This is a genomic window from Streptomyces sp. NPDC002911 (assembly GCF_053591835.1).
The window spans coordinates 64,554-80,426 of sequence record NZ_JBSFUO010000002.1; the positions used below are offsets into that span (position 1 = coordinate 64,554).

General features: G+C 70.7%; 13 protein-coding genes. 4 read left to right on the forward strand and 9 right to left on the reverse strand.

The genetic code is table 11. The features are described 5' to 3' along the window. Positions 1-132 precede the first annotated feature (132 nt). The 4 genes from ACWD04_RS03270 to hrcA all read right to left on the reverse strand — a co-directional run bounded on the left by ACWD04_RS03270 (position 133) and on the right by hrcA (position 4,249). Positions 133-879, reverse strand: a complete 747-nt coding sequence (locus tag ACWD04_RS03270; RefSeq protein WP_451127567.1) for a 16S rRNA (uracil(1498)-N(3))-methyltransferase — start codon at positions 877-879, stop codon at positions 133-135. Further along, positions 876-1,949, reverse strand: a complete 1,074-nt coding sequence (locus ACWD04_RS03275) for a nitronate monooxygenase (RefSeq protein WP_451127569.1) — start codon at positions 1,947-1,949, stop codon at positions 876-878. Before ACWD04_RS03275 ends, ACWD04_RS03270 begins: the two co-directional genes overlap by 4 nt. Positions 1,950-2,092: 143 nt before the next feature. Continuing rightward, positions 2,093-3,232, reverse strand: a complete 1,140-nt coding sequence (gene dnaJ / locus ACWD04_RS03280) for a molecular chaperone DnaJ (RefSeq protein ID WP_451127571.1) — start codon at positions 3,230-3,232, stop codon at positions 2,093-2,095. After that, entirely contained in the window at positions 3,233-4,249 is a 1,017-nt protein-coding gene (hrcA, locus tag ACWD04_RS03285; RefSeq protein WP_451127573.1) for a heat-inducible transcriptional repressor HrcA, read from the reverse strand. It abuts the gene before it with no gap. 165 nt (positions 4,250-4,414) lie between these two features. Between hrcA and ACWD04_RS03290 the strand changes: the two genes are divergently transcribed. Together ACWD04_RS03290 and ACWD04_RS03295 are read left to right on the forward strand one after the other, a co-directional pair. Next, on the forward strand, positions 4,415-5,137 hold the full coding sequence (locus ACWD04_RS03290; RefSeq protein WP_451127575.1) for an MBL fold metallo-hydrolase: 723 nt from the start codon (positions 4,415-4,417) through the stop codon (positions 5,135-5,137). 25 nt (positions 5,138-5,162) lie between these two features. Next, a complete protein-coding gene (locus ACWD04_RS03295; protein ID WP_451127577.1) occupies positions 5,163-5,981 on the forward strand; it encodes a DUF3097 domain-containing protein in 819 nt (272 codons plus the stop codon). A gap of 251 nt (positions 5,982-6,232) precedes the next feature. On the opposite strand, the gene hemW is transcribed toward ACWD04_RS03295, so the two are convergent. From hemW to lepA, 4 genes are all read right to left on the reverse strand, one after another. Then, positions 6,233-7,465, reverse strand: coding sequence for a radical SAM family heme chaperone HemW (gene hemW / locus ACWD04_RS03300; protein ID WP_451127579.1), 1,233 nt, complete (start codon positions 7,463-7,465; stop codon positions 6,233-6,235). A 52-nt stretch (positions 7,466-7,517) separates the two neighbouring features. Further along, positions 7,518-9,437, reverse strand: coding sequence for a SpoIIE family protein phosphatase (locus ACWD04_RS03305; RefSeq protein WP_451127581.1), 1,920 nt, complete (start codon positions 9,435-9,437; stop codon positions 7,518-7,520). A 174-nt stretch (positions 9,438-9,611) separates the two neighbouring features. Then, positions 9,612-11,501 carry an AMP-dependent synthetase/ligase gene (locus ACWD04_RS03310; protein WP_451127583.1) on the reverse strand — a complete coding sequence of 630 codons (1,890 nt, stop codon included), beginning with the start codon at positions 11,499-11,501 and terminating at the stop codon, positions 9,612-9,614. A 284-nt stretch (positions 11,502-11,785) separates the two neighbouring features. Next, positions 11,786-13,672, reverse strand: a complete 1,887-nt coding sequence (gene lepA, locus ACWD04_RS03315; protein ID WP_451127585.1) for a translation elongation factor 4 — start codon at positions 13,670-13,672, stop codon at positions 11,786-11,788. A 215-nt stretch (positions 13,673-13,887) separates the two neighbouring features. Here lepA and rpsT point away from each other — a divergent pair, with 215 nt between their 5' ends. Continuing rightward, complete coding sequence (rpsT, locus tag ACWD04_RS03320) at positions 13,888-14,154, forward strand: 30S ribosomal protein S20 (protein ID WP_389194523.1); 267 nt, start codon at positions 13,888-13,890, stop codon at positions 14,152-14,154. A gap of 205 nt (positions 14,155-14,359) precedes the next feature. Here the strand turns inward: rpsT and holA are convergent, their stop codons facing one another. Then, positions 14,360-15,349 carry a DNA polymerase III subunit delta gene (holA, locus tag ACWD04_RS03325; RefSeq protein ID WP_451127588.1) on the reverse strand — a complete coding sequence of 330 codons (990 nt, stop codon included), beginning with the start codon at positions 15,347-15,349 and terminating at the stop codon, positions 14,360-14,362. A gap of 89 nt (positions 15,350-15,438) precedes the next feature. Here holA and ACWD04_RS03330 point away from each other — a divergent pair, with 89 nt between their 5' ends. Then, positions 15,439-15,684, forward strand: coding sequence for a hypothetical protein (locus tag ACWD04_RS03330; protein ID WP_451127590.1), 246 nt, complete (start codon positions 15,439-15,441; stop codon positions 15,682-15,684). The last annotated feature ends 189 nt before the right edge of the window (positions 15,685-15,873 follow it).

Here is a 15,873-nt window from a genome sequence, read left to right on the forward strand (position 1 = left end):
GGACGGTCAGCGTGTCCCGGGCCTGTGAACACCCCGACAGTCATCAGGATGGGTTTCGAGCCCGGTCCGGGAACAGCGCCTGCTGGGGGACGCTCGCCCGGTCCTCGGAACGGCTCCTGGGGTCTCCGGCCCTCAGCTCCAGCGCCCGGTGCGTCCCATCAGCAGGGCCGCCGCGGCCGTCCCCGCGGTCGAGGTGCGCAGTACACTGGGGCCGAGCCGGTACGCGGGCGCGCCCGCCTCGGCGAAAGCGGCAAGCTCCTGGGGGGAGACCCCGCCCTCCGGGCCCACGACCAGCACGATCGTGCCTTGGGCGGGGAGTTCGGCGGTGGCGAGCGGTTCGCTGCCGGTGTCCCGGTCCTCGTGCAGGACCCCCGCGAAGTCCGCCCCGGCCAGCAGGGCGGCGACCTGTTTGGTCGTCATGGCCTCCGCCACCTCGGGGAAACGGACCCGGCGCGACTGCTTCCCCGCCTCACGTGCGGTGCTGCGCCACTTGGCCAGGGACTTGAGCCCGCGGTCGCCCTTCCACTGCGTGATGCAGCGCGCGGCCTGCCACGGCACGATCGAGTCGACGCCCGTCTCGGTCATCGTCTCCACGGCGAGCTCACCGCGGTCGCCCTTGGGCAGCGCCTGGACGACGGTGATGGAGGGAGTGGGCGCCGGCTCCTCGCGCACCGGCTCCAGACCGCCGACGACGAGCCGGTCCTTGCCCTCGGCCGCCCGTACGACGCCTTCCGCCCACCGGCCCCGCCCATCGGTCAGGACGACGTCCTCCCCCGGGTTCAGCCGCTTCACGGACACGGCGTGCCGCCCCTCGGGTCCGTCCAGGACGAACTCCGGCCCACCGGGCAGTCGTTCGACCACGAAGACCGGTGCCGTCACTGGGCACTCCTCACACTTACTGCCGCACGTGCGGCTTCCATTTCGGCGGCGAGCAGGCCCACGAGCTCCCCGGCGGGCAGCTCGCGTGCCATGCGGTGTCCCTGGCCCGCCCACAGGGCCATACCCTGCGCGTCCCCGGCCTTGGCGGCGGCCCTGCGCAGCCCGCTGGTCAGCAGGTGCACCTGCGGGTAGGCGGCGGGGGCGTACGGGCCGTGCTCCCGGACGAACCGGTTGACCAGCCCCCGCGCGGGGCGGCCGGAGAAGGCCCGGGTCAGGGTCGTGGTAACGAACAGCGGGTTGGTCAGGGCCTGCTTGTGCAGCGGGTGCGCCCCCGACTCGGGGCAGGCCAGGAATGCCGTACCGAGCTGCGCCGCGTCGGCCCCGGCCGCGAGGACGCCGGTGATCTGGGAGCCGCGCATCAGCCCGCCGGCCGCGATCACGGGCAGCCGCACGGATTCGCGGACCTCGGCGATCAGGGAGAGCAGTCCGGTGCCGCTGAGACCGCCCTGCGGATCGTCGCGGTGCGTGGACTGATGGCCGCCCGCCTCTCCGCCCTGGACACAGAGGGCGGCGGCGCCCGCCCACTGGGCGTTCCGCGCCTCCTGGGGCGAGGTGACCGTGACGACGGTGAGCGTGCCGGCGGCGGCGAACGCCTCGAGTACCTCACGGGTGGGGCACCCGAAGGTGAAGGACACCACGGGTACGGGGTCTTCCAGCAGGATCGCGACCTTGGCCTCGTAGCCGTCGTCGCCGCTGGAGTCCGGGTCGCCGAGAGGGGTCTCGTACCAGGCGCCCTCGCCGGCGAGCTGGTGGCGGTAGACCTCGACCGCACTGGGGTCGGCGACCAGCGGCTGCGGCATGAAGAGGTTGACGCCGAAGCACCCGCCGGTCAACCTCCGCAGCTGCTCGACCTCGTTGTACATCCCGTCCGCGGTCTTGTAACCGGCGGCGAGGAAACCGATGCCTCCGGCCTCGGTGACGGCTGCGGCCAGCTCCGGGCGGGAGACACCACCCGCCATCGGGGCCTGCACGATCGGATACCGGCAGAGATCGGTCAGCGCCAAGGACATGACGGCATCGTGCCACGTCCGGCGGATCGTGCCGAATCGGCCCTATATACAGCGGACCGGCCGCCGCATATACAGCGGACCGGCCGCCGCACACACCGCACCGCCCGCCGGTGCGGGACCGGCGGACGGTGCGGTGACACGGCTCAGCGGCCGTTGAAGGCGTCCTTCAGGCGGGAGAACAGCCCCTGCTGCCCTGGCTGGAACTGACCGGTGGGCCGCTCCTCGCCGCGCAGCTTGGACAGCTCCCGCAGGAGGCGCTCCTGTTCGGGGTCCATCTTCGTCGGGGTCAGGACCTCGACGTGCACGATCAGGTCCCCGCGCCCGCCACCGCGCAGGTGCGTGATGCCCCGCCCGTGCAGCGGGACCGACTGACCGGACTGGGTGCCCGGCCTGATGTCGATCTCCTCCAGACCGTCGAGCGTCTCGAGCGGCACCTGCGTACCGAGCGCAGCGGCCGTCATCGGAATGGTGACCGTGCAGTGCAGGTCGTCTCCCCGCCGTTGGAACACGGCGTGGGAGAGCTCGTGGATCTCGACGTACAGGTCGCCGGCGGGGCCGCCGCCGGGGCCGACCTCACCCTCGCCCGCGAGCTGGATCCGGGTGCCGTTGTCGACACCGGCGGGGATCTTCACGGTGAGGGTGCGCCGCGAGCGGATACGGCCGTCACCGGCGCACTCGGGGCACGGCGTCGGGACGACCGTGCCGAAGCCCTGACACTGCGGGCAGGGCCGTGAGGTCATGACCTGGCCGAGGAAGGACCTGGTGACCTGGGAGACCTCGCCACGGCCGCGGCACATGTCACAGGTCTGCGCGGAGGTGCCGGGTGCGGCGCCCTCGCCACTGCAGGTCGTACAGACGACCGCCGTGTCGACCTGGATGTCCTTGGTCGTACCGAAGGCCGCCTCGTTGAGGTCGATCTCCAGCCGGATCATCGCGTCCTGGCCGCGCCGTGTCCGCGAACGGGGCCCGCGCTGGGCGGCGTTGCCGAAGAACGCGTCCATGATGTCGCTGAAGTTGCCGAAGCCGCCGGCTCCGAACCCTCCCGCTCCACCGCCGCCGCCAGAGGCGGACAGCGGGTCACCGCCGAGGTCGTAGACCTGCTTCTTCTGCGGGTCCGACAACACCTCGTAAGCGGCGTTGATCTCCTTGAACCGCTCCTGGGTCTTCGGATCCGGGTTGACATCCGGGTGCAGCTCGCGAGCGAGCCGACGGAATGCCTTCTTGATCTCGTCCTGAGATGCGTCGCGGCGCACGCCGAGTACGGCGTAGTAGTCCGTGGCCACTTACGAATCCGCCAGGATCTGTCCGACGTAACGTGCCACTGCGCGTACCGCTCCCATCGTTCCGGGGTAGTCCATGCGGGTCGGTCCGACCACGCCGAGTTTGGCGACTGCCTCGTCGCCCGAACCGTAGCCGACCGCGACGACGGACGTGGAGTTGAGGCCCTCATGGGCGTTCTCGTGCCCGATCCGTACGGTCATGCCTGAATCCGTTGCCTCACCGAGCAGCTTCAGCAGCACGACCTGCTCCTCCAATGCCTCCAGCACCGGCCGGATCATCACAGGGAAATCGTGCCCGAAGCGGGTGAGATTGGAGGTGCCGCCGATGATCAGCCGCTCCTCCGTTTCTTCGACCAGAGTTTCGAGAAGAACGGAGAGCACCGTGGATACGGTTCCCCGGTCCTCGTTTTCGAAGGCCTCAGGCAGGTCCTGCACCAGCCGGGGGACGTCCGCGAAGCGTCGTCCGACGACCCGGCTGTTGAGCCGGGCCCGCAGATCGGCCAGTGACGTGTCACCGAACGGTGCAGGGCAATCGATCATACGCTGTTCGACCCGGCCCGTGTCCGTGATCAGTACCAGCATCAGCCGAGCCGGAGCCAGCGACAGCAGCTCCACGTGCCGGACCGTCGACCGGGTCAGCGAGGGGTACTGCACGACGGCGACCTGCCTGGTCAGCTGCGCGAGCAGCCGGACCGTGCGGCCCACGACGTCGTCGAGGTCGACCGCGCCGTCGAGAAAATTCTGAATGGCCCGGCGCTCCGGCGACGACAGGGGTTTGACGCCCGCGAGCTTGTCGACAAAGAGACGGTAGCCCTTGTCCGTCGGAATACGGCCCGCACTCGTGTGCGGCTGGGCGATGAAGCCCTCGTCCTCCAGCACCGCCATGTCGTTGCGGACAGTCGCCGGGGAGACCCCGAGCCTGTGCCGCTCCGTGAGCGCCTTGGAGCCGACGGGCTCCTCGGTGCCGACGTAGTCCTGGACGATGGCGCGCAGCACTTCGAGTCTGCGTTCACTGAGCACCGCGCACACCTCCAGCTGTGGTTCTCCGGTGTCTACCTGGCACTCTGTGCGTTCGAGTGCCAGCAGTCCCCCTGGTCAGTGTACGGGGGCGGGGTGGGCCCGGGGCAAGGGCGGCCGGCCACGCCGTCACGGGACTGCGCAGGTCGTTGCCGATAGCGTCGCCCTATGGACGTCTCTTGGGAAGAGCTCGGCTGGGAGCGGTTGGGCAACGGTACGGGGCGGCGGCGCCTTCCCGTCTGGGACGCGACCGCCGCGCTGGTGGCCGGAGCGGAGGGCGTGCTGCTCTACGACACCGGTTCGACGCTCCGGGAGGGCGTCGAGCTGCGGACCCAGGCGGAGGCGATGCTGGGCCGGAGGGTGACGCATATCGCACTGAGCCATCCGCACTTCGACCACGTTCTGGGCACCGCCGCCTTCTCCGGGGCGGAGGTCTACGGGGCGGTCGGCACGGCGGATCTGCTGCGGCGGGGCGCCGAGGAGCTGCGCGCGGACGCGCTGCGGCACGGGATGAGTGAGGCGGACGCCACGGCGGCCACGGACGCCCTGGTGGCCCCGCGACATCAGGTCAGCGGCGAGTGGACGCTCGACCTCGGCGGCGGGTTCCAGGTGCTGCTGGCCAATGTGGGCCCCGGTCACAGCGGCCACGACCTCGTGGTACTCGTGCCGGGCTCCCCCGTCGTGGTGCTCTGCGGCGATCTGGTCGAGGAGTCCGGCGAACCGCAGGCGGGCCGGGATGCGGTCCCCTCGCGCTGGCCGGCCGCGCTGGACCGGCTGCTGGAGCTGGGCGGCGAGGACGCGCTGTACGTGCCGGGCCACGGCGCGGTGGTGGACGCGGCCTTCGTGCGGGCCCAGCGCGACCAACTGGCCGCCCGCTTCGGCGTGTCGTGAAAGGGCGGCCGTTTATCGTCGTGCCATGCGCAGCTACCAGCCGGATCTGACTCCGCCGTGGAAGAAGTCCGCCCACGCTCCCGAGGTCCCCGCCGAGCCCGATCTGGTCGTCGAGGAGGCCCACACCGGCTTCTGCGGGGCGGTGATCCTGTGCGAGAGGACGGCCCAGGGGCCGACGGTCACGCTGGAGGACCGCTTCGGTAAGCACCGGGTGTTCCCGATGGAGCCGCGCGGCTTCCTGCTGGAGGGCAAGGTGGTCACCCTCGTACGCCCGTCGGCCGGCGGTCCCGCCCGCCCCTCCCGTACGGCCTCCGGTTCGGTGGCGGTACCCGGGGCGCGGGCACGCGTGGCGAGGGCGAGCCGGATCTATGTGGAGGGGCGGCACGACGCCGAGCTCGTCGAGCGGGTCTGGGGCGACGACCTGCGCATCGAGGGCGTGGTGGTCGAGTATCTGGAGGGCGTCGACGACCTGCCGGCGATCGTGCGGGAGTTCATGCCCGGCCCGGACGCCCGGCTCGGTGTCCTGGTCGACCATCTGGTGCCCGGATCCAAGGAGTCCCGGATCGCCGCTCAGGTCACCGACGCGCACGTGCTGGTGGTGGGCCATCCGTACATCGATGTCTGGGAGGCCGTGAAGCCGTCGTCCGTGGGCATTTCCGGGTGGCCGGTGGTGCCGCGCGGCCAGGACTGGAAGACGGGCGTGTGCCGTGCGCTGGGCTGGCCGGAGAACACCGGTGCGGCCTGGCAGCACATTCTTTCCAAGGTTGGCTCGTACAAGGACCTGGAGCCGCAACTGCTGGGCCGCGTCGAGGAATTGATTGACTTCGTCACCCTCCCTGGCTGAAGCCCCGGGACCGTTGACCAGGACCCGGTACCCGATCCCCGCGCACACCTCGTGGGCCGGGTCGAGGGTGTCGACACGCGGATGTCCGGCCTCGGGCAGAGTGAACGTCGTCGAGGCCACCGGCCCGGGACCGGACGCACGCAGAGACGCATCGTGTGCGGCCGGGCAGCGGGTGGCCGGACTCCCCTCACCCACGCGGCTGCCCGGTGGGCGTAGGGCGTCTCCGTGGTACGCGGGCGCCCCGTACGGCCTCAGTCCACCAGGTTCCGCACCACGGCGTCGGCCAGCAGCCGGCCCCGCAGGGTGAGGACCGCGCGGCCCTCACCGTACGGCCCGGGCTCCAGCAGCCCGTCCGTCACCGCGCGGCCGGCCGCCGCGAGGCCGGCGGGGGCGAGCAGGGTCAGCGGGCAGCCCTCGACGAGCCGCAGCTCCAGCAGAATGCGCTCGACCCGACGGTCCTCGTCACCGAGCACCTCACGTCCCGCGCCGGGCGAACGGCCCTCGGCCAAGGCCTGCGCGTAGGCCCCGGGGTGCTTGACGTTCCACCAGCGCACCCCGCCGACGTGGCTGTGCGCCCCCGGTCCGGCGCCCCACCAGTCGGCGCCGCGCCAGTACAGCTCGTTGTGCAGGCAGCGGCCCTCGGGCGTCCGGGACCAGTTCGACACCTCGTACCAGGAGAAGCCCGCCGCCGCCATCGCCTCGTCGGCGATCAGATAGCGGTCGGCGTGGACGTCGTCGTCGGTCATCGAAACCTCACCGCGGCGGATACGCCGGGCGAGCTGGGTCCCCTCCTCGACGATCAGCGCATACGCCGACACATGGTCGGGTCCGGCGCCGATCGCCGCGTCGAGGGAGGCCCGCCAGTCGTCGTCGGACTCGCCGGGGGTCCCGTAGATCAGGTCGAGGTTGACGTGCTCGAAGCCGGCCGCACGGGCCTCGGCGACACAGGCCTCGGGCCTGCCGGGAGTGTGGGTGCGGTCCAGGATCTTCAGGACGTGCTGCCGGGCGCTCTGCATGCCGAAGGAGATCCGGTTGAAGCCGCCTTCCCGCAGCTCCGCGAGATACGCCGGATCGACGGACTCGGGATTGGCCTCCGTGGTGATCTCGGCGTCCTCCGCCAGCCCGAACTCCTCACGGATCGCCGCGAGCATCCGGACGAGGTCGGCGGCGGGCAGCAGCGTCGGTGTACCGCCGCCGACGAAGACCGTGCGGACCGGGCGGGGGTCGTCGCCGAGCACCTTTCGGGCCTGGCGGACCTCCTCGGTCAGATGGGCCGCGTAGTTGTCCCGGGACGCCAGGGCGCCGCCGGAACCGCGCAGCTCGGTCGCGGTGTAGGTGTTGAAGTCGCAGTAGCCGCAGCGCGTGGCGCAGTACGGCACGTGCAGGTAGAAGCCGAGCGGCCGGCCGGCCGCGCCTTCCAGGGCATGGCGGGGCAGCGCCCCGTCGTCGGGCACGGGCTCACCATCGGGCAGTACGGAAGGCATACCGTCCATTGTCACTCGCCGGCGGAGCTGCCCCGCACAGCTGCGGTCCGTATCAGTCCACCTGGATCACGAGCAAGGCCAGGTCGTCGTCGGGCGGGCGCTCGGCGAAGGCATGGACGGCCCGCTTGATCCGGTCTGCTATCCCGGCGGCCGGAAGCCCGGCGCAGCCGGCCAGGACCCGTGCGAGGCCGTCGCCGTCGTCGAACATCAGCCGCCCCGAGCGCCGCTCGGTCACCCCGTCGGTGACACAGAGGAGGCTGTCGCCCGGCGCCAGGTCGAAGCTCTGGCTCTCGTACGCCACATCCTCGACGACCCCGAGCAGCACCTGCGGCTCGGCGGCCGGGCGTACGGAGCCGTCGGGGCGCAGCAGCAGTGGGAGCGGATGGCCGGCGCTCGCCACGGTGCAGCGCACACCGCCGTCCGGGAGCGGCACGAGGTCGCCGTACAGCAGGGAGAGGAAGCGGGACTGGGAGCCGTCCTGCATCTGTTCGCCGCCCTGGATCTGCTGACCGCCGGCCGCCGCGACCATGAGGGCGGCGGCCTCGGCCGCTTCCATGGCGTCGTCCAGGAGGAGCCGGTTGAGCCGGTCGAGGACCTCACCGACGCGGAATCCCTCCCGGGACAGCAGGCGCAGCCAGGGCCGGGCGAGGCCGGTGACGACGGCGGCTTCGGGACCGCTGCCCTGGACGTCCCCGAGCACGAAGCACCATCGGCCGCCGGGGCACGGAAAGAGGTCGTAGAAGTCGCCGCCGACCACGCCGTCGTCCCCCGGCTCGTACACCAGGGCGCTGGTGACGCCAGGTATGTCGGCGACCTTGCTGGGCAACAGGCCGCGCTGGAGGACGCGGCTGATGGTGGCCTGGCGGGTGTAGGCGCGGGCGGCGCCCACCGCGAGGCCGACCCGGCGTACGAAGTCCGCGAGGAGGGCGGCGACCTCGTCGGGGATGTGGTCGGCGCCCTCGCGGCCCACGAGGACGGCGCCGAGCGTGCGTCCGCCCGAGGTGATGCGGTGGGCGAGCGCGGCGCCTGTGCCCTCCCCGCGCTCCGCCGTCGCGCCTCCCGGCCACGGCATGGATACGGGGCCGGTACCGACGCTTCCCGGCAGGCGGAGTGGCTCCTTCTCCAGTGCGGGCCGCAGCAGCTCGGTCCGCGCCTCGTCGCTGTGCCAGACCCCCGCGAGCCGGGGAGCGGCCGCCGGGCCGCCGCCCTCGCATTCCAGCCATATCGCACACCAGTCGGCGAGGCGGGGCACCAGGAGCCGGCCCGCTATCGAGGCCACCAGGTTCTCGTCGAGCTGGCCCGCGAGGAGGCCGGAGGCCTCGGCGAGGAAGGAGAGCCCGCCGCGCCCGTCCCAGCCGGCGTCGTCGCGCGCGGCGTGCCCGCCTGCGGGGACGAGCATGTCGCCGGCGCGCGGACCGCGTCTGCGGGTGCCGTCGTCGGTGCCCGGGGCGTCGGGCAGGCCGTAACGGTCGTCGCCGAGGAGTCTGGCCCAGACGGTCTTGAGGCCGGTGCGGTAGGTGATGCCCCAGGATTCGGCGAGGGTGGCGACGAGCTGCAGCCCTCGGCCGTACTCGGCGGGGTCGGGCCGCTGGGTGCGGTCGTCGCGCACCGAGCGGGCGGGGTGGTGGTCGGTGATCTCCAGCACCAGCGCGGCCGGCTCGGGCCCGGCCGAGTCCTCCAGCCGAAGCAGCAGCTCGACGTTCGTACCGGCGTGCACGACCGCGTTGGTGACCAGTTCGCTGGCCACGGTCAGAGCGTCGTCGGTGAGCCGTTCGCCGAACTCACCGGTGGTGGGCAGACCGAGCCCGGACCAGTCGGCGAGCGCCGCCCGGACGAATCTGCGGGCCGCGGCCGAGGCCTGCGGGATTCCGGGCAGGCTGGTGCGGGCGATCGGAAACGGCTCGCCGCCCTGACCGGCGATGACGGTGCCGGGACGCTGGACGACGTCCCGTTGCAAGGGAATGGGCCCCACGGTGCGGCTCCTGACAGTCTCGCGAAACGCCGCTGACGTTCTACGACAGAGTGACAGACCGGTCGTGCCCATAAGCGCCGAGTCACGGAAGTGGCCGGAGTCGGAAGGGAACGAGCCGGGACCGGTGGGTACTCCCGGGCCCCCGGCCCCGCTCCGACGTACTCTCTTCGGCGGTTACGCCTCGCGGGAGCCCGCGTACATGTCGTCGATGAGGTCCTGGTACTCGCGCTCGACGACCGGCCGCTTCAGCTTGAGGCTGGGGGTCAGCTCGCCGTGCTCGATGTCGAGGTCGCGCGGCAGGAGACGGAACTTCTTGATGGTCTGCCAGCGCTGCAGGCCTTCGTTGAGCTTCTGTACATAGCCCTCGATGAGCTTCACGGCCTGCGGGGAGGCCACCACGTCGGCGTACGGCTTGCCGCCCAGTCCGTTCTCCTGCGCCCACCCGAGGATGGTCGGCTCGTCGAGGGCGATGAGGGCGGTGCAGAAGTTACGGTCCGCGCCGTGCACCAGGATGTTGGAGACGAACGGGCACACCGCCTTGAACTGCCCTTCGACCTCCGCCGGGGCGATGTACTTGCCCCCGGACGTCTTGATCAGGTCCTTCTTGCGGTCGGTGATCCGCAGATAGCCGTCATCGGAGAGCTCGCCGATGTCCCCGGTGTGGAACCAGCCGTCGGACTCCAGCACCTCGGCGGTCTTCTCGGGCAGCCGGTGGTAGCCCTCCATCAGGCCGGGGCCGCGCAGCAGGATCTCACCGTCGTCGGCGATCCGGACCTCGGTGCCGGGGAGCGGCTTGCCGACGGTCCCGGTGCGGTAGGCCTCGCCAGGGTTGACGAAGGAGGCGGCGCTGGACTCGGTGAGCCCGTAGCCCTCCAGGATGTGGATGCCGGCACCGGAGAAGAAGAGACCGATGTCGGGGGCGAGGGCGGCCGAGCCGGAGACGCAGGCGCGGAGCCGCCCGCCGAAGGCCTCACGGATCTTCGCGAAGACGAGGGTGTCGGCGACCTTGTGCTTGGCGCCGAGGGCGAACGGCACGGAGGCCTTGCCGGTGCGCCGGAAGTTGTCCTGCGACACCGTGGCGTACTCGCGGGCGACGCCGGCCGCCCACTGGAAGATCTTGTACTTGGCGCCGCCGCCGGCCCGCGCCTTGGCCGCGACCCCGTTGTAGACCTTCTCGAAAATGCGGGGAACGGCCGCCATGTAGGTCGGCTGGACCACCGGCAGGTTCTCGATGATCTTGTCGACGCGTCCGTCGACGGCCGTGACGTGACCGACCTCGATCTGGCCGGACGTGAGCACCTTGCCGAAGACGTGCGCGAGCGGCAGCCAGAGGTACTGGACGTCGTCCCCGGCGATCAGGCCGGTCGCCACGGTCGCCTTGGCCATGTACGACCAGTTGTCGTGCGGCAGCCGTACGCCCTTGGGGCGGCCGGTGGTGCCCGAGGTGTAGATCAGGGTCGCCAGCTGGTCCGCGGTGATGGCGTCGACCCGGTCGGTGACCGCGTCCGGGTTCTTCACCAGGTGTTCGGCACCCCGGGCCTCGAGTTCGGCCAGGGTGAGGACCCAGCCCTCGGGGTCGCCCTCGACGGCGTCGGCGCCGGCCGGATCGATGACGACGACATGCGCCAGTTCGGGCAGCTCGGCCCGGTGCTCCCGTGCCTTCGCCAGCTGGGCGGCGTCCTCGGCGATCAGGACGCGGCTGTCGGAGTCGGCCAGGATGAAGGCGGACTCCTCGGTGTTCGTGGAGGGGTAGATCGTCGTGGTCGCCGCGCCCGCGCACATCACGCCGAGGTCGGCGAGGATCCATTCGACGCGGGTGGACGAGGCGAGCGCGACACGCTCCTCCGGCCGGACACCCAGAGCGATCAGACCGGCCGCGATGGCGTGGACCCGCTCGGCGGCCTGTGCCCAGGTGAGCGACTTCCATTCGTCCGGGCCCTGACCCGAGGCAGCCGGCACCGGGTAGCGGTACGCCTCCCCGTCCGGGGTGGCCGCCACGCGGTCGATGAAGAGAGTCGCCACGGAGGGCGGTCGGCTATCGATCAAGGTCTGTGTGTCGCTCACGACGTCCTCCGGGCCTGCGGCATTGCTACGACCGGCTATAAATGCTGCTGCTTGTGTTTCCTGCTTCTCGTTCCCGCTCGGCCTGCTTGTTTAACTGGCGAGTAACTAACGGGTGGTGATCAGAGTAGAGCGCGCAAGACCGTCGCGTAAGAGGCAACAGGCCGCCGCTTGGTAACGAACCGGGCCCCTGTGCCGCGGGTGTCCGCGGCACAGGGGCCCGATGGGCTACTTCCGGGTACGCCCGAGGACGTACTCCCGGGTGGACCCGGGCAGGGCGGCCGGTGCTACTTCTTGCTCTTGCCCTCGCTCTTGCCCTCGCCGGCGGATTCGTCGGTCGACAGGACGGAGATGAACGCGTCCTGCGGCACCTCGACGTTGCCGACCATCTTCATCCGCTTCTTGCCCTCCTTCTGCTTCTCCAGCAGCTTCCGCTTACGGGAGATGTCACCGCCGTAGCACTTGGCGAGGACGTCCTTGCGGATGGCGCGGACGGTCTCGCGTGCGATGACCCGGGAACCGATGGCGGCCTGGATCGGCACCTCGAAGTTCTGCCGGGGGATGAGCTTCTGCAGCTTGGCCACGAGCCGGACGCCGTACGCGTAGGCCTTGTCCTTGTGCGTGACCGCCGAGAAGGCGTCGACCTTGTCGCCGTGCAGCAGGATGTCGACCTTGACGAGCTGGGCGGACTGCTCGCCCGTGGGCTCGTAGTCGAGCGAGGCGTAACCGCGGGTCTTGGACTTCAGCTGGTCGAAGAAGTCGAAGACGATCTCGGCGAGCGGCAGGGTGTAGCGGATCTCCACCCGGTCCTCGGAGAGGTAGTCCATGCCGAGCAGAGTGCCTCGCCGGTTCTGACAGAGCTCCATGATCGCGCCGATGAACTCACTGGGCGCCAGGACCGTGGCCCTCACGACCGGCTCGTGCACCTTGCCGATCTTGCCCTCGGGGAACTCGCTCGGGTTGGTGACGATGTGCTCCGAGCCGTCCTCCATCTCCACCCGGTAGACCACGTTGGGGGCGGTGGCGATGAGTTCGAGACCGAACTCGCGCTCCAGGCGCTCACGGATCACGTCGAGGTGCAGCAGGCCGAGGAAGCCCACGCGGAAGCCGAAGCCGAGCGCGGCCGACGTCTCCGGTTCGTACACCAGGGCGGCGTCGTTGAGCTGGAGCTTGTCCAGGGCCTCGCGCAGGTCCGGGTAGTCGGAGCCGTCCAGGGGGTAGAGCCCCGAGAACACCATCGGCTTGGGGTCCTTGTAACCGCCCAGCGCCTCGGTCGCACCCTTGTGCAGGGAGGTGATGGTGTCACCGACCTTGGACTGCCGGACATCCTTCACACCGGTGATGATGTAGCCGACCTCACCCACACCGATGCCGTCGGCCGGGGTCATCTCCGGGGAGGAGACACCGATCTCCAGCAGCTCGTGGGTGGCGCCCGTCGACATCATCCGGATGCGCTCACGCTTGTTGAGCTGGCCGTCGACGACCCTGACGTAGGTGACGACACCGCGGTACGCGTCGTAGACCGAGTCGAAGATCATCGCACGGGCCGGGGCGTCCGCCTGGCCGATCGGGGCCGGGACGTCCCGGACCACCCGGTCGAGCAGCGCGTCCACGCCGATACCGGTCTTCGCGGAGACCTTGAGCACGTCCTCGGGCTGGCAGCCGATGAGGTTGGCCAGCTCCTCGGAGAACTTCTCGGGCTGCGCGGCGGGCAGGTCGATCTTGTTGAGCACCGGGACGATGGTGAGGTCGTTCTCCATCGCCAGGTAGAGGTTGGCCAGCGTCTGCGCCTCGATGCCCTGAGCCGCGTCGACCAGGAGGACAGTGCCCTCGCAGGCGGCCAGGGAGCGGGAGACCTCGTAGGTGAAGTCCACGTGGCCCGGCGTGTCGATCATGTTGAGGATGTGGGTCGTGCCCTTGTCCTCACCCTCGTTGGGCGCCCACGGCAGACGTACCGCCTGGGACTTGATGGTGATGCCGCGCTCGCGCTCGATGTCCATCCGGTCGAGATACTGGGCGCGCATCTGCCGCTGGTCGACCACTCCCGTCAGCTGGAGCATCCGGTCGGCAAGAGTCGACTTGCCGTGGTCGATGTGCGCGATGATGCAGAAGTTGCGGATCAGCGCCGGGTCGGTACGGCTCGGCTCGGGCACGTTGGTAGGAGTCGCGGGCACGCAGGGTCCTGATTCTTGAGACGCCGGACGCCGTGTCTCGGGTCGATGTCGGGTCGGACGGATCGATACGTAGCCTCCATGGTCCCACGCCTGTGGGGCCGGGACCGGTTTGGGCCGGTCCGAGGGTGACTGCTACCGTGGGCAGCTGTGCCTCGTGGCCCTCAGAAGCGGCGTGGCGCACATAGAAGATCCAACGAACCTGAAAAGGCTCTTTCGTGGCGAACATCAAGTCCCAGATCAAGCGGAACAAGACGAACGAGAAGGCGCGCCTGCGCAACAAGGCCGTCAAGTCCTCGCTCAAGACCTCGATCCGCAAGGCCCGTGAGGCTGCCGCTGCCGGTGACGTCGAGAAGGCCACTGTGGCCGTCCGCGACGCCTCCCGCCAGCTCGACAAGGCTGTCTCGAAGGGTGTCATCCACAAGAACGCCGCTGCCAACAAGAAGTCGGCGCTGGCTGTCAAGGTTGCCGCCCTCCAGGGCTGAGCTACTGATGTGATCGCCGGAACGGACTCAGCGGGCCCTCTCTCCCGCTCCTGACCGGCACCTCGCGCCGCACACCGAACCTGCGTTCGCCACGCGGGTGCGGCGCAAAAAAGCGTGAATCGAAGGCCCCGGACGTGTCCTCCCCAGGACTGCGGCCGGGGCCTTCGTGCATGGCCCGCGACGTGCCGAGGGTGCGGCGCGGGGCTCAGCGGCCGCCGGAGCGTGCCGCGCGGGCGACGGCGACCACTGCCTTCTCCAGGGCGTACTCGGGGTCGTCCCCGCCGCCCTTGACACCGGCATCCGCCGCCGCGACCGCGATCAGCGCCGCCGCTACTCCATCCGGTGTCCAGCCACGCATCTGCTGGCGGACCCGGTCGATCTTCCAGGGCGGCATACCGAGCTCGCGGGCCAGGTCGGCCGGCCGCCCGCCCCGGGCTGACGAGAGCTTGCCGATCGCCCGGACGCCCTGCGCGAGGGCGCTGGTGATCAGGACGGGGGCGACGCCGGTGGACAGCGACCACCGCAACGCCTCCAGCGCTTCCGCCGCCCGGCCTTCGACGGCACGGTCGGCGACGGTGAAGGAAGAGGCCTCCGCACGCCCTGTGTAGTAGCGGCCGACCACCGCTTCGTCGATGGTGCCTTCGACATCCGCGGCCAGCTGCGAAACAGCACTCGCCAGCTCCCGCAGGTCGCTGCCGATGGAGTCCACCAGCGCCTGACACGCCTCCGGGGTGGCAGAGCGTCCGAGCACCCGGAATTCCGACCGTACGAAGGACAGCCGCTCGGCCGGTTTGGTGGTCTTGGGGCACGCCACCTCACGCGCCCCCGCCTTCCGCACCGCGTCCAGCAGCCCCTTGCCCTTGGCCCCGCCCGCGTGCAGGAGCACGAGGGTGATCTCCTCAGCGGGGGCACCCAGGTACGCCTTGACGTCCTTGACGGTGTCGGCGGAGAGATCGTGCGCGTTGCGCACGATCACCACCTTGCGCTCGGCGAAGAGTGAGGGACTGGTGAGCTCCGCGAGCGTGCCGGGCTGCAGCTGGTCCGGCATGAGGTCGCGGACGTCCGTGTCGGCGTCGGAGGCGCGGGCCGCGGCCACCACATGCTGCACGGCACGGTCCAGGAGCAGGTCTTCCTGGCCTACGGCAAGCGTGACGGGGGCGAGCGGATCGTCGGTGGAATTGCGTCTGGTGGCCATCGCGGTCCAGCATCCCACGCCCCTGTGACAACGCCGCCGGGGCAGCTGCCCCGGCGTATCGCCGGCCGGGCATACCGGAGAATGGCCGGGTGAGCGATGTGAGACATGTACTGGTGCTGCCCGACCGTGACACGGCCGAGGAAGTGGCCGGGGAGCTGTCGGACCGGTTCGGCGTCTCCGAGGAGCCGCATCTCGTCCGGGACGCCCTGGCCGGCGAGGACGACGCCGAGGACGCGCAGTGGCTGGTGGTGGTGGAGGACCCGGACGCCCGGCTGGACTCCGCAACGCTCGACGCGTTCGCCGCGGAGTACGAGGGGTGGCTGGAGGTGCCTTAGAGGCGTGGCCGCGCACGCCGGTGCGCGAAGTTCGGCCGCGCGGGTACACCGGTCAGCCGGGGGGTCGTCAGCCCTCGTCAGCCCTCGTCAGCAGGAACCGGCCGGCCCGGCGGTCCGTCGGCACGAGCGGCCGCAGATCCAGGCGGAACTGCCGCGTACCGTCGCGTAACAGATCGAGGTTTTCCTGCG

What these genes read in the sequence shown, in the direction of transcription:
- ACWD04_RS03275 (WP_451127569.1), bottom strand. Translation starts at nt 1,949, where the DNA reads ATGTCCTTGGCGCTGACCGATCTCTGCCGGTATCCGATCGTGCAGGCC.
- ACWD04_RS03290 (WP_451127575.1), top strand. Translation starts at nt 4,415, where the DNA reads ATGGACGTCTCTTGGGAAGAGCTCGGCTGGGAGCGGTTGGGCAACGGT.
- ACWD04_RS03295 (WP_451127577.1), top strand. Translation starts at nt 5,163, where the DNA reads ATGCGCAGCTACCAGCCGGATCTGACTCCGCCGTGGAAGAAGTCCGCC.
- hemW (WP_451127579.1), bottom strand. Translation starts at nt 7,465, where the DNA reads ATGCCTTCCGTACTGCCCGATGGTGAGCCCGTGCCCGACGACGGGGCG.
- holA (WP_451127588.1), bottom strand. Translation starts at nt 15,349, where the DNA reads ATGGCCACCAGACGCAATTCCACCGACGATCCGCTCGCCCCCGTCACG.